Below are 14,611 nucleotides of genomic sequence, written 5' to 3' on the forward strand. Positions count from 1 at the left end.
CGCTTCCGCTTGTTTGCCTCTTCAGGATGACATGGCTCTACCGATCCATGTCATCCTGAAGAGGTACGTTTCCTCCCACAAACATTTTACTCATACGATTCGAGAAAAGTTTTCAAAGTCCATTATTAACTTCTCAACATTTCAACTAGCCGTTTGTGACTGGTTACAGCCAGTAAGAGATTGAATCTTTTTTTAATCCGAATTTTCAGGGCACCAGCCGCTAAATTGGAAGGAGTTAGTCCACACCACTTCTATTTTTTTATTAAAAAGGAATACGCTAAATGAACTATTTGATGGTGTATCTAATCCTCCGCTTAAGGAAATTTTAGAGGATATAAAACTTTTACAATAATCCTCTTGCAATTTCTACAGTTATACGTTAAAGTGATAAGAACAATTTGAATATTTAAAACAATATAACTCTTATCGAGAGAGGCAGAGGGAACTGGCCCTGTGAAGCCTCAGCAACCGGTCGAAGCGAAATAATGATTATTTCGTACCAAGGTGCTAATTCCAGCAAGTATGTGCTTGAAAGATAAGAAGAAGCATTCTAAGATTCCAAAGTCTTCTTCTTATGAGGAAGGCTTTTTTATATCTTTTTGAGCGTTTAAATATCCTGAGGTTGGTGAGCAGAATGAGTAGACAAATCGAGACAAAACTAGCACAAATCGGAAATCGCAGTGAAGCAGCAACTGGAGCAGTCAATCCACCGGTCTATTTCACAACAGCTTATAGACACAATGGAATTGGGGAGTCTACAGGCTTTGACTATGTTAGGACCGGAAATCCAACGAGACAAATCGCAGAACAGGCGATTGCTGATTTAGAGGAAGGGGATCAAGGATTTGCCTTTAGTTCTGGAATGGCAGCCATTCAGACAATTATGGCTCTTTTCAAAAGCGAAGATGAACTTATTGTATCAGCTGATTTGTACGGCGGAACATATCGTTTATTTGAACAAGAATGGCGTAAATATGGGTTGAAATTTCATTATGATGATTTTGCCTGTATCGAGAAAGCGGAAAAGCTGATTAATGAAAACACAAAAGCTCTTTTCGTAGAAACACCGACAAATCCGCTAATGCAGGAAGCAAATATAGAAGAATTGGCTAAACTAGCAAAAAAGCATAATCTATACTTGATTGTCGATAATACATTTTATACGCCTGTTATTCAAAAACCGCTCACATTAGGTGCTGACATAGTCATTCACAGTGCAACAAAATATCTTGGCGGCCATAACGATGTCCTTGCCGGATTGGTAACAGCAAAAGGAAAAGCTTTATGTGAGCAGCTGTTTCAGCATCAAAATGCAATCGGAGCTGTCCTTTCACCATTTGATTCATGGCTGCTCATTCGCGGAATGAAAACACTGGCACTGCGAATTAATCAGCATGAAAAAAATGCAAAGGCAATTGCTGAATTTTTAGAAGAACAAGAAGAAGTGACAGATGTTTTATACCCAGGAAGAGGCGGAATGCTTTCCTTTCGGATTTTAAAGGAAGAATGGGTGAATTTGTTCCTGAAAAACTTGCAGACGATCACATTTGCTGAAAGTCTTGGCGGGGTAGAAAGCTTGATGACCTATCCAGCAACACAAACACATATGGATATCCCAGAAGAAGTCCGGATTGAAAATGGAGTATGCAATAGGTTATTACGTTTTTCTGTCGGAATAGAACATGAAGAGGATTTAATTGCCGATTTGGAGCAGGCATTTGTAAAAGTAAAGGAGGCAGAAACTGTTGAGCAATCGTAATTGGACATTTCAGACAAAGCTTTTGCATAATGATCATAAATTCGATCCTGTTACTGGGGGCGTGAGCGTACCTATTCAGCACGCTAGTACGTTCCACCAAACAAATTTTGATGAATACGGAAAATTTGATTACAGCCGTTCTGGTAACCCAACTCGAGATGCACTTGAGCAGGCGATTGCCGATTTAGAAGGCGGTACAAGAGGGTTTGCTTTCTCATCTGGAATGGCTGCGATTTCAACGGCTTTTCTGCTTTTATCAAAAGATGACCATGTGCTTGTCCAAGAGGATGTGTACGGAGGAACCTACCGGATGATCACCGAGGTTTTAAGCCGATTCGGGATTGAGCATACTTTTGTAAATATGACTGATTTACACGAGGTAGCATCTAATATACGGCCAAATACTAAGGTCATTTATATGGAGACTCCATCAAATCCATTACTAAAAATTACTGATATTGAAGGAGTAACCAAGCTTGCAAAGGCAAACAACTGCTTAACTTTTCTTGACAATACTTTTATGACACCGGCATTGCAGCGCCCTCTTGATTTAGGGGTAGATGTTGTGCTGCACAGTGCAACGAAGTTTTTGGCGGGGCATAGTGATGTTTTGGCAGGACTAGCTGCTGTGAAAGATGAAGAGCTCGGCCAGAAGATTTATAAGCTTCAAAACTCATTTGGAGCCGTTCTCGGTGTTCAAGACGCATGGCTTGTCTTAAGAGGATTAAAAACGCTGCATGTCCGCATAGAACAATCGAGCAATTCAGCGATGGATCTGGCAAACTACCTTGAAACACATCCTGCAGTCGAAGCTGTCTACTACCCAGGACTGTCCTATCATCCCGGACATGCTGTCCACCATTATCAAACGAATGGGCATGGGGCAGTACTTTCCTTTAGGCTTGCCGATGAAGAAGCTGTCAAAACATTTGTAAATAACGTAGAAATACCTGTTTTTGCGGTAAGTCTTGGTGCAGTAGAGTCGATACTTTCGTATCCGGCAAGAATGTCTCATGCTGCAATGCCAAAAGAAGAACGTGAAAAACGAGGCATCACAGACGGACTATTGAGGATGAGTGTAGGATTGGAAAACTGTGAAGATTTGATCGAGGATTTTAAACAAGCTCTTAATAAGCTCTCCCCTCGAAAGACGTTTCAAAAAATACAGTAGCCTATAATTGGCTGCTGTATTTTTTTCTGAAATTCAGTAAAATGGGATTGTTGAGACCCTCAGGTTAATGGACTTGTAAAAAAGCTCATTCAATGAGGGGAGTGCTCATAACATATAAGGGATCTATAAAGAAAGGCAATTAGTGAACCGCTGATCTCTTCAAGTCTTAAAACTAATGTTTTATCCTTAAAGAAATAGCATATAAATTCATTCATACAATAGAACGAAAAGCGCAGAGCGCCCGTCTATCGGCGACAAGCACAAGGCGAGCCGGCAGGGATTGACCCTGAGACCTAGGGGCGGATTGCACTCGGAGCTGGACAAAGATACCACTCTTTATCACGTTAATACTTTAATTAACTTAAATTTTCTTAACTGAAAAAAAGAGGCAAATGCCTCTTTTATCTTATACTAATAGACTTAAATCATGTCTATTTAAATAGTTTTTGTTCACCGTCATCCTAGTATTATGATTTTCTAGATTACGATTTAAAGGACAAATATTACAATATCTTTTATATTCAGTGCATTTACAGAAACTATGGATTAAATTATATTTTGTAACGTTGTCCTCGTTAGATAATTTTATCATTTCACTAGGATACCTGTTTTGTTCTCTTTGGAAACGCCAATTTCAGCTGCACTCGGCTTTCCATTTTCTACGACCCAGGATGTCATTGTATAAGCTTTAGCATCAAGACTGTTAGCAGATGAAACAACACGATAGTCGCTTCGCCAAGAATCATGTGTTAATTCACAACGAACGTATCCACGCAGATCTCCATTAAAAAATTTAACGTGAGGGTTTACAGAAAGTGATGCTTCAACATCATCCTTCCATCCGCAGCCTGAACTAATCGATGTGCCGACAAATTCAGTTGCAATCGTCTTAGATTCGGCATTATTAAAATCCAATTTTAAGTCATTTACCCAGCTTGAATGCCAATCTCCGCTTATGACAACCGGATTTGATATATTATGTCTATTAATAAAGTTTAAAATACGGTCTCGTTCAGCATCATATCCATCCCACTGGTCGTGATTTACACTTATACCGGAGCCTGTATCGTAATCGTACCTGGCCATAATGGTTTGCTGAGCAAGAACGTTCCAGCTGGCTCTTGAATTTTTTAAATTGCGGTAAAGCCATTTTTCCTGTTTTGAACCCATCATCGTCCTTGAAGGATCTGATGAAGCAGGATCAAGCGGAGCTCCAGGGAAACCATCGTGAAGCTGATCATCACGGTATTGGCGGGTATCCATCACGTTAAATTCAGCTAGATCACCAAACGTAAATTGACGGTATAAATGCATATTTGTCCCATGAGGCTTTGAGCGAAGTCTTAATGGTAAATGTTCATAATACGCCTGGAAGGCTGCCGCGCGGAGTTCAAGGAAGTTTTGATTAGACTCTTCACCGTCTGGCTGTGAAATGTTGTTTGCCCAGTTATTTTCGATTTCATGATCATCAAAAGTAACGATAAACGGAAACGCTGCATGGGCAGCTTGTAAATCAGGAGAAGTTTTATATAGAGCATGTTGATTTCTAAAATCTGCAAGAGATTCGGTATCTCTTTTTTCGTAAATATAGTCACCAAGATGGACGACAAAATCTAAATCTTCCTGAGCCATATTGCGGTAAGCAGCATATCGCCCGCCTACCCATGCCTGGCAAGATGCTGTTGCGAATTTCAAGTTTTTCACATGCATGTTGCCTCTCGGAGCTGTTTTTGTTCTACCGACAGGGCTGGTTTCATTTCCAGCTGTAAATCTATAAAAATATTCTCTTCCCGGTTTTAAACCGTGGACTTCAGCATGGACGGAATGAGCCAGTTCTTGAATTGCCGCTTCTGTTCCGCGCTTTACAATTTTATTGAATTTTTCGTCTTCTGCTACTTCCCATTTCACTAAAACATTTTTGTCAGGCATGCCGCCAAGTCCATCTGCAGCCGTTGGTTTTGGAGCGAGCCTTGTCCATAATACAACACCGTCTGGAAGAGGATCACCGGAAGCAATACCAAGAGTAAATGGATATTCACTAAATTTAAAGGATGCATCTGCCTCCTTTGCCATTATTGAATTAGGAATAGTAAGTCCAATCGTAGTTGCAAGTGCTGTTTTCCCAGAAGCCCCAATAAATGTGCGGCGATTCATTTTTTTTGAATTCATGTCCTTAATCATTTTTTCCAAATCCATTTCCTTCACTCCTTTAGCAAGATATACGAATTGTACACCCATATAAATATCATAAAATCGGGTCCGCAATCGTCGAATTTACCTAAAGAATATGGAAAGGATATTTAGTTAATTTTTCCGTCATTTCATTTATAAATTCATATTGTTGGGTTAACATTTTTACAAAACTCTTTGAGTGAACTGTCAAAAATATCAAAGTGCAAGATTAAAGTTTTATTTATTTTTTCCTATAACTATCCATATAATATCCATTCATTCTCATGATAAGGAAATTGACGGTTTATTTTAACTATATTTTAAAAATAGGAGTATATCATTTGGACTAATACGAAATTTCTCTATGAAATTTACAAATAATTTATGATAGCTTCATATGCCTTGTCTAATGAAAAAATAGGTAAAAATTAATTTTTTCTATGTTATAGCTAAGTACTAAACTTAATTAACTCTTCAAGTGTATAAGTTCGTATTTATGAGATTTGAATAGAATTTTGTGCTAATTTATGAAATATAAAAGTAGACTTGTAGTAAAAAATCGATCAGTCCAACATTTTTCAAACAAATGTAACAATTGACAATTATATGTAACAATATGTTAGAATATTAATGTGCTACTTTTCAAACTATTCAAAAAGAAAAAGGGGGAGTTCAATTGAAAAGGTTTCGTTTAAGCTTTGTAATGGCTATGACACTTGCAATCTCTATGCTGATGGCAGCTTGCGGCGGTGGAAGTGAAGGGGCATCAGGTGATTCAGGTGAAGGCGGAAGCGGCGAAAGCAAGGAATTAAGCTTGTTGACAGGTGGAACAGGTGGTACATATTACCCATTGGGCGGGGAAATTGCAAACCTTTGGGGAAATGAAGCAAACGTGAGTGTTACGGCCCAAACGTCTGGTGCTTCTGCTGAAAACATGCAGACTCTTAAAGATGGCGATGCGGAAATAGCATTCTCACAAACAGATATCGCAACATACGCAGTTGAAGGAAAAGAAATGTTCGAAGGAAAAGCAGTTGACAATGTAAGTGCTGTTGCTTCACTTTATCCTGAGACAATCCAAATCGTAACGACGAAGAATAGCGGTATTAAGTCTGTTGAAGATCTAAAAGGGAAAGCAGTTTCTATCGGTGCTCCTGGATCGGGTGTAAACATTAACGCAACTCAAATTTTAGAGATTCATGGAATGTCAGTTAATGATATTAAGCATCAAAACTTGTCTTTTGATGAATCTACTGACGGAATTCAATCAGGCAGCATTGATGCAGCCTTCGTAACAGCTGGTGCTCCGACTGCAGCTGTAGATAGTTTATCTGTGCAAGAAGAAGTTGTTATTGTTCCTCTGGCGGATGACAAAATGAAAGAATTGCAGGAGGCTTATCCTTATTATGCCAATGATAAAGTACCTGCAGGCACATATAAGATCGAGGAAGACGTTAATACAGTTGCAGTAAATGCAATGCTTGTAGCATCTAATGATTTAGATGAGGAAACAGTATATAACATGACGAAAGCATTGTTTGAGAAAACAGACAGCATTTCCAATGCAAAGGGTGATTTCATCAAAGCTGAAACAGCCTTAGACGGAATTGGAGATCTTCCTTTACACCCTGGGGCGAAAAAGTATTTTGATGAAAAAGGGATCAAATAATGAATAGAATCAATTTGATAGACTGATGCTTAGCATTGGTCTATCGTTTTATCGTTGTACCCGAGAAAAAAAGTTAGTCAAGCTCTTGTCGTCTAACTCTGTTGTTATCTCACATGCTATGCCTCAAATTAAGGGAAAACTCATCTTCCTTTGAGGCTTGTCTAGTTTTCATCGGTTGTTCATGACACCCAGAGATTTTCGTAGTTTTACGGAGGTATTAAATGAAGAAAAGCGTATTTCACTATAAATATATCATCGTGCTTTTATTCATTCCTTCTCTATTAGCTCTCTTTTTGTTCATACCTTACAAAGGGGTTGTCGCTTTTTATTATCAGAATACCTCTAAAATTCTTGCTTATTTTCCGGTAAATAGCGGGGATCGATTTGAAATAGAATATAAGCATTCTATTCATTTATCAAATGTAAAGGAATCCTATTTGCTTGAGGAAGGTAAAATTGTTCAAAAAAAGCTTGAATATGAGGATTTTGCAGTAGGAATGCCTTCTCAAGCAGAAGAAAATGAAGTATTCAAACAAGAAAATGGAAAATACATTATTTCTAACATGAATCGTAAGTTTGACCATATAGATTTAAGGACAGGCCAAGTCATTGCGAATCATAAGGTGAAATATGATAGGAAACAAGCATTTCTAAAGGACTATATAGAGCCAGGAAGCTGGGTTAGAATAAAAAAAACGAAAATGAATCTACTGCAGCAAGCGAAAGGAGTGAATATATTTGGAGAAAGATAAAGAATTCAATACATTGTCAGAAGAAGAGCAGCAGGAATTACTTGAGAAATACGATCCTGAAGCCGGCACGAGGAAACTAAAAGGTGTGTTAGGATGGGTTGTATTTTTTGGCTTACTAACTTTTTCATTATTCCAAGTTTATACAGCTATTTTCGGAGTGTTTACAGCGCAAATTCAGCGTTCCATCCACTTAGGATTTGCTCTATCCTTAATATTCCTTTTATTTCCGGCTAATCGCAAAAAAAAGAAATCAGGCAAGTTTCAAATAGCATGGTATGATGGTGTCTTGGCATTATTAAGTATTGTAGTAGGTGCCTATTGGCCTGTGATGTTTGAAACGATTGTTATGGGAGTCGGGCGTCTATCCACACTTGATTTTTCTATCGGCATTCTTGCAGTAATATTAGTATTAGAGGCAACAAGGAGAACGGTTGGTTTGCCGATTACAATTATTGCAGTATTGTTCCTCGCATATGGATTTTTTGGACCGTACATGCCAGGATTTTTATCCCATAGAGGTTTGTCGCTTGAAAGACTCGTTCAAACGATGTTCTTTACCACTGAAGGGATATTAGGAACACCATTAGGTGTATCTTCTACTTTTATATTTTTATTTCTTTTGTTTGGCGCATTTTTAGTTAAGACAGGGGTCGGTCAATATTTTAATGACCTTGCCGTAGCTGTTGCAGGGAGAAGCGTTGGCGGACCTGCAAAAGTAGCTATTTTTTCAAGTGCTCTACAAGGAACAATTTCTGGAAGCTCTGTAGCAAACGTTGTAACCTCAGGATCTTTTACCATTCCTATGATGAAAAAGCTTGGATATCGAAAAGAATTCGCAGGGGCAGTGGAAGCAACAGCATCAACTGGCGGTCAATTGATGCCTCCAATTATGGGAGCTGCAGCCTTCTTAATGGTTGAATTCATCGGCGGAGGAATTACATATTGGGATATTGCAAAAGCTGCTGCCATCCCAGCTGTCTTATATTTTGCAGGCATTTGGATCATGACTCATTTTGAAGCGAAACGAATTGGATTAAAAGGGTTAACGAAAGAGCAAATGCCTAATCGAAAGGAAGTCTTTAGCAAGCTATATCTATTACTTCCAATTGTTGCAGTGGTTGTTCTTCTAATGTCAGGGATAACGGTCATGCATGCAGCATTATATTCAATCTTACTTTGTATTGTATCAGGCTTTTTAAACAAGCAAATCCGGATGGGATTTGCTGAAATCATCGGTGCCCTTGTCGATGGTGCCCGGACGGCTTTATCTGTTGCATCAGCAACGGCTGCGGCAGGAATTATCGTTGGTATTGTAACAAAAACCGGTCTCGGACTGAAACTTGCAAATGGTTTAATTGATTTAGCAGGTGGAGAGATCCTCTTAACATTGTTCTTTACAATGATCGCCTCCTTAATATTAGGAATGGGTTCGCCGACAACGGCCAATTATGTTATTACTTCAACGATCGCAGCACCAGCTTTAATTTTGCTGTCTGTACCAGATTTATCGGCACATTTATTTGTATTCTATTTTGGCATTATTGCGGATATTACCCCGCCGGTAGCACTAGCAGCTTTTGCTGCCGCAGGAGTAGCAGGAGGAGAGCCGATTCGAACAGGAATTACATCATCGAAGCTCGCGATTGCTGCCTTTATTATCCCGTACATGTTTGTCCTTTCTCCAGAATTATTAATGATTAACACGACGTGGACTGAAGTAATTTGGGTAGTATTCACAGCATTTACTGGGATGATTGCGATAAGTGCGGGTGTTATAGGCTTCTGGATGAGAAAAGTGTTTATCGTTGAACGAATCGTGGCAGTAGTTGCAGGCTTACTGCTCATTTATCCAGGAGCAATATCAGACTATATAGGTTTAGGCTTTTTTGTCGCATTATTAGCTATTCAGTACCTGTGGAAATATAAAAAAGATCAGCCAGTAAAATCATTACAAGCATAATCAGAAAAATGCTGTGCGTCCCACTTAAGGGGATAGGCAGGCACTTGACGAAATCAAGAAAATCACTCTATACCACTTAGAGCTTAAATACACGAAAATATGTTTCTTATATGATAAAGGGGTTCACATTTTACTATGCGAATCCCTTTTTTTGTTTGATTATTGATGTATTTATCATGGTTATTTTGATTGATATTTCAAGGAAAATAGGAATTATGAATTAAAAAATATTTATAAAAAGAATAATTTGTCCTATTAAAAAAGTTTTATTGGTACTATAATAGAATGTAAGCGCATACAAATTATAAGTATAGTTATCTAGTCGTGCGGTCCAACATAAGGATAATAATACTAGTGAAGGGGGAAAAAAGATGCAAAGAGAGAAAATCTTATTGTTATTTGTGTTATTATGGTGTATAGGTCTATTTTTTCCAAAGGATTTGATTGCTATGAAAAAAAGCACAACAAACGGACCATTAATGATTTCAGATTTTGAACAGGAAGACACCTGGAAAGGGTTAAAGCCTGAAGAAGGACTTGTAAAGGAAGGCAGTAAGGCAGGGCGCTGGGAAATATACAATGACACAACAGGAAGCTATTTAAAGACTGTATTTACTGAAGATTTCGAACATAATTGGAGCAATCATGATGCTTTAACATTTTGGGCACACTCAGCAAAAGCCACCGGAAGCAAAATCTATTTAATTCTTTATTCCGATAATGAACAGACAGTGGGACTTGATTACTATTCCACTACCATGATAGCTGACTGGGAAGGTTGGAAAAAGGTTACGATTCCTTTTGATACATTTAAGACATCAAGAACACCGGCTGGATTTGGTAAGATTGACATGATTAAGTTCCACACTTCATGGCAAGGAGAAACACCTGATCCGGAAACAGAACTTATTTTTGACTCTATGGAAATTTCAAAACTTGCTGATCTTGGCTTATTGCCTGTCGATGGTTTCGAGGACATAAGTAAATGGACATCACTCACTGCAGATACAACACATGTAAAAGAAGGAGCCAAATCAGGTAAATGGTCGGAACTGGACAAAAAAACCGTAGTACAGTCTAGAACCATACCAAAAGATTGGAGCCACCACGATTACTTGGAATTCTGGCTTTATTCAGAAAAAGCTACAGGAACAGATATTTACACCATTTTGGGCTCAGACAATCCGGAAACAACAAATTACGATTACTATCTTGCCAGCATCAACGTCGACTGGAGTGGATGGAAGCAGGTTAAGCTTTATAAAGATGACTTTTCACCATCCTATCAGCCGCTCGGCTTTGACCAAATTGATCTATTAAAATTCCATTCCAAATGGTTTGCAACTGCAAATCCTGACCCGGAAACGGTTGTCTATTTTGACGCCATGAAACTTGTAAAAGAACCACTCTATATCAATCCTGCTGTTATTCACAAGCAAGCTGCCGTCCAAATGGATACATTGAATTATGTCACATCGTTTACGAACCAAACAACAAAGCCTGGTACCTTTAAATTTGATATTCCTGAAGAGCTCTCCGGCAAAGTAACGGTTAGTCCTATAGAAGGGACGCTTCAACCTGGAGAAAAGAAAGAAATTTCGTTCTCAGTCAACATCGAGGCAGATGAACAGCCAGGTACCAAAAAAGAAATAAACATTCCTATTAATACAGAACTAACCTTGAACAAAGAACCATCTATGACACTCTCCTATGAAATAGTTCAGTGGAATAAGTCCTCTCATGAAAATCCAAATTCACTTGTCTCAAAAGACGAATTAACTCGAGCAAAAGAAAGGATTCAATCAGAAGAATGGGCGAAAACATACTATGAAAAATTGATTCAAAAGGCAGATCAATATGTATTGAAAAATACCACCGTACCCGATCTTCCAGGCGGTCATGGCATGTGGTTCCGCTGCGGGGATCATGAACAATTAGAATACAATCCTGATAGTCCAAACCGTCATTATTGTCCGTCAGAAGATAAGTATTATACTGGATATTCATATGATGCAGGCTGGCGGTACTATCGTCACAATGACATAATTGAAGGCTTAAGAGATACGGCAACAGCTTATGCTCTTAGCGGGGAAGAACGCTATGCCGAAAAGATTAAAGCTGTTTTATTGGATTATGCCAACATATATCCTAACTACAAGCTGCAGGCAAGGAAAGGGAAGCTTCATTGGCAGTCACTTGATGAGTCGGTGAGTATGGTAGAGCTTGCCAACGCCTATGACCTGATTCTTGACAGCGGTTTGTTAACTGATACAGAACAGGCTAAAATCGAATTAAATCTGCTGCGGTTATCAGCAAATACATTAAGTAATGCTGACAACACGAAATCAAACTGGCAAGCATGGCATGATGCGGCCATCGGGATGGTTGGGGCAACACTTGGTGATAAAAACTTCTTAGAAAAAGCAATTAACGGAGACCGGGGTTTCAACTATTTAATGAATAATGGTGTATTAAGTGACGGTTTTTGGTGGGAAGGGTCGATTGCCTATCATATGTACACATTACGTGCGCTTAATTTCCTTGCAGAAGCAGGCGGCAATTGGGGATATGATCTTTACAGCCACCCTAACTTGAAAAAGATGTTCACCACGCCGCTGCAATATGCTTATCCCAACTTGACTCTGCCTCACAACAATGATGGGGGCCGCTACGGAAATTCATTAATAGATTTGGTTGAGGAAAACGGTAATCATGAGTTTGAAGGGGCCTACAGTGTTTATCAGGAAAGCAGCCTTGCAGCTATTTTGAGTAAAAAGTATGAATTAAATCCGAGAGAAGGCAGGTTTGCTCTTTTCCATGGAATAGACAGGATACCTGAAACTCCACTTCCAACTATCGCCGGACAAAATTTTGAAGGAATTGGTCAGACGATTTTAAGACAAGGAGAAGCGGCTGATCAAACATTTGCCATGATGGACTATGGTCCATATGGAGGCTCCCATGGTCATCCAGACAAACTTCACCTTGACTTATTTGGGGAAGGGGAAATGTTGGCACCTGACTTTGGAACGCCAACTTATATACACAACCTTTTTAGAGAGTGGTATAAACAAACAATCAGCCATAACACAGTCACAGTAGATGGTACCTCACAAGAACAAGTGGAAGGAGAACTGCAGCTTTCGTTCCATGAACCAGGATTCGGCTTTATGAAGGCTGGTGTACCGGAAGCCTATCCAGGTGTCACTTATGAAAGAGCGGTGCTTGCCGACCAAAACTATATCGTTGATTGGTTCCATGCAGGGGACAGCACAAAAGTTCATCAATATGATTTATCCTTACATGGATTAGGGGAATATACAACAAATCTATCACTTTCTCCTAGACAGCAACCAGTAGGCACTGAAAATGGATATCAGCATATTGCCGAACCAAAGAGTGCGGTAACTTCAGAGATATGGGAAGGTACATGGATGAAAGAAAGTGGTAAAGGTCTTCATATGATTTCTATGCCGACAGGAGAATCTGAAGTGATCGTTGGCAACGGACCTGGACCTTCAACAGAGCCAAATGTCAAAATCCCGATGGTTATCCAAAGAATTTCTGGAAATGAAGCTAACTTTGCTACTGTTCTGCAACCATTAAAATCAGGAGAGAATCCAATACAAGCAACTAAGCTTAATGAAAATGAAATGCAAATTCACTTGCCGGATCGAACAGATCATATCTACTATAACCGTGAAGCGCAAAACGGGGAAGTTTTAATAAGTCGAACAACCACCGAAGACGGTAATTTCAAGTTTGATCAACTATCTATTACGAAAAAGAATAAAAAAGTCCAAATCAAGGCTAAAGCAAAGGTAAAGTCAATTGAATTGGTCATAAAAGCGGAAGATATAGAAGAGTACCAAATTGAAGGGAAAAAAGTAAAGGTCAAAGCTTCAAATGGATATATTTATATTAACTGGACAAAAGGTGAGAAATAAAATAGTAAGAAGATCACTTCATCGTGGTCTTCTTTTTTTACCTAAGAAATATTTTCTGGGAAATAAGCACTATCGTATCCTGACAGCCTTCAGAATTGAACTTTTCATCATGAGATTGGAAGTACATTGATCGATCAATACTTTTTTTATGCAATCCAATCCTGCTAGAGCTAATTTTATATATTTAGAAAAAAAGGGCAATAATAAAAGCTTTGCAAAAAATCTATTGACTCAACGCAAGTCCCGTCATATAATAGATTTTGTCAGCTAAACAGTATCATACCATGATTCCGTAGCTCAGCTGGGAGAGCGCCACCTTGACAGGGTGGAGGTCGCTGGTTCGAGACCAGTCGGAATCATTAGTACAGAAACACGAGACCCCTTGTTATAAAGGGGTTTTTCTTATTTATAGGACAGATTATGATGAAGGAGTTTACTCGCGAGATGGCGACTTAAAATGGGCGGTTTAGGGAGTGGGGCTTATGGCTTTATGGGCCCGTTAGTTCGGAAACGGACAGTTGAGGAAACGATGCATTTACACATACAGAATTTTAAGGATCATTTAAATGAAAAAAGTTTAACTTATTCGTGGGATAAAGGTAAAAAATCTATAAGAGTGTTAACAAAAGGAGATCATATTATCCTTTCTTACTATGCTGACAAAAAAAAGATAACTACCAGGGCAAATATCGATTCAACAAAAGTTGGGTACGGGAAAAGACTGTGGTTTAATTGTCCTTCTTGCGAAACAAGAACATCCCGCCTTTATATCCTGGGTAGATACTTCTGTTGTCGCGATTGTCACGGATTAACATATCTAACATGTCAGAAATCAGGAGATCCCCTTGATTATCTTTATTTAAAAATCCGGAGATTACAGAGGAAGTTAGGGCTTGAGAATCCTAACGTTAATGAGATTCCTTATTTCAAACCTAAAAACATGCACTATAAAACATTTGCCTATCTTAAAAGTAAATTGGTTGATTTACAGGCCAAAAGAGATAGGGAGTTTATAAAACAATGTAATATGAGGTTTTAAAACGAGTTTTTGTAACACGAACGCGCAAGGATAGGATTTATTTGACACGATACACGCGGGGAAGGAGATGACTTCCATAGTTAACCTTGATAGTGACCATAAAAGCGAATTCTATAGATTTATCTTAAGAAAAATAAGAAAA

Annotated in this window: 8 protein-coding genes, 1 tRNA gene and 1 riboswitch; of the genes, 8 read left to right on the plus strand and 1 reads right to left on the minus strand. The window is 38.8% G+C overall.

The features are described 5' to 3' along the window. The 3 genes from IC621_RS26480 to metC all read left to right on the plus strand — a co-directional run. Positions 1-184: hypothetical protein (locus IC621_RS26480; RefSeq protein ID WP_224752494.1), on the plus strand; the 184-nt coding region annotated here is incomplete at its 5' end. A gap of 236 nt (positions 185-420) precedes the next feature. Then, positions 421-542, plus strand: a riboswitch (SAM riboswitch). Between the two features lie 92 nt (positions 543-634). Next, positions 635-1,759, plus strand: coding sequence for a methionine biosynthesis PLP-dependent protein (locus IC621_RS12295; RefSeq protein WP_191158613.1), 1,125 nt, complete (start codon positions 635-637; stop codon positions 1,757-1,759). Then, positions 1,746-2,930, plus strand: coding sequence for a cystathionine beta-lyase (gene metC / locus IC621_RS12300; RefSeq protein WP_191158614.1), 1,185 nt, complete (start codon positions 1,746-1,748; stop codon positions 2,928-2,930). The genes IC621_RS12295 and metC overlap by 14 nt, the downstream gene beginning before the upstream one ends. Positions 2,931-3,518: 588 nt before the next feature. Here metC and IC621_RS12305 read toward each other — a convergent pair. Further along, on the minus strand, positions 3,519-5,126 hold the full coding sequence (locus tag IC621_RS12305) for an alkaline phosphatase D family protein (protein ID WP_191158615.1): 1,608 nt from the start codon (positions 5,124-5,126) through the stop codon (positions 3,519-3,521). 652 nt (positions 5,127-5,778) lie between these two features. On the opposite strand from IC621_RS12305, the gene IC621_RS12310 reads away from it, so the two are divergent. The 5 genes from IC621_RS12310 (at position 5,779) to IC621_RS12330 (ending at position 13,789) form a co-directional block, all read left to right on the plus strand. Then, positions 5,779-6,771 carry a TAXI family TRAP transporter solute-binding subunit gene (locus IC621_RS12310; RefSeq protein WP_224752495.1) on the plus strand — a complete coding sequence of 331 codons (993 nt, stop codon included), beginning with the start codon at positions 5,779-5,781 and terminating at the stop codon, positions 6,769-6,771. A 221-nt stretch (positions 6,772-6,992) separates the two neighbouring features. Beyond that, on the plus strand, positions 6,993-7,523 hold the full coding sequence (locus IC621_RS12315; protein ID WP_191158616.1) for a DUF1850 domain-containing protein: 531 nt from the start codon (positions 6,993-6,995) through the stop codon (positions 7,521-7,523). Beyond that, positions 7,510-9,483 (plus strand): TRAP transporter permease, encoded by a 1,974-nt coding sequence (locus IC621_RS12320; protein ID WP_191158617.1) that lies wholly within the window; start codon positions 7,510-7,512, stop codon positions 9,481-9,483. The genes IC621_RS12315 and IC621_RS12320 overlap by 14 nt, the downstream gene beginning before the upstream one ends. Before the next feature lie 371 nt (positions 9,484-9,854). Continuing rightward, entirely contained in the window at positions 9,855-13,430 is a 3,576-nt protein-coding gene (locus IC621_RS12325; RefSeq protein WP_191158618.1) for a heparinase II/III domain-containing protein, read from the plus strand. Between the two features lie 286 nt (positions 13,431-13,716). After that, positions 13,717-13,789 (plus strand) — tRNA-Val (locus IC621_RS12330). The last annotated feature ends 822 nt before the right edge of the window (positions 13,790-14,611 follow it).

It is taken from the genome of Metabacillus arenae, assembly GCF_014773385.1.
GTDB lineage: Bacteria > Bacillota > Bacilli > Bacillales > Bacillaceae > Metabacillus_D > Metabacillus_D arenae.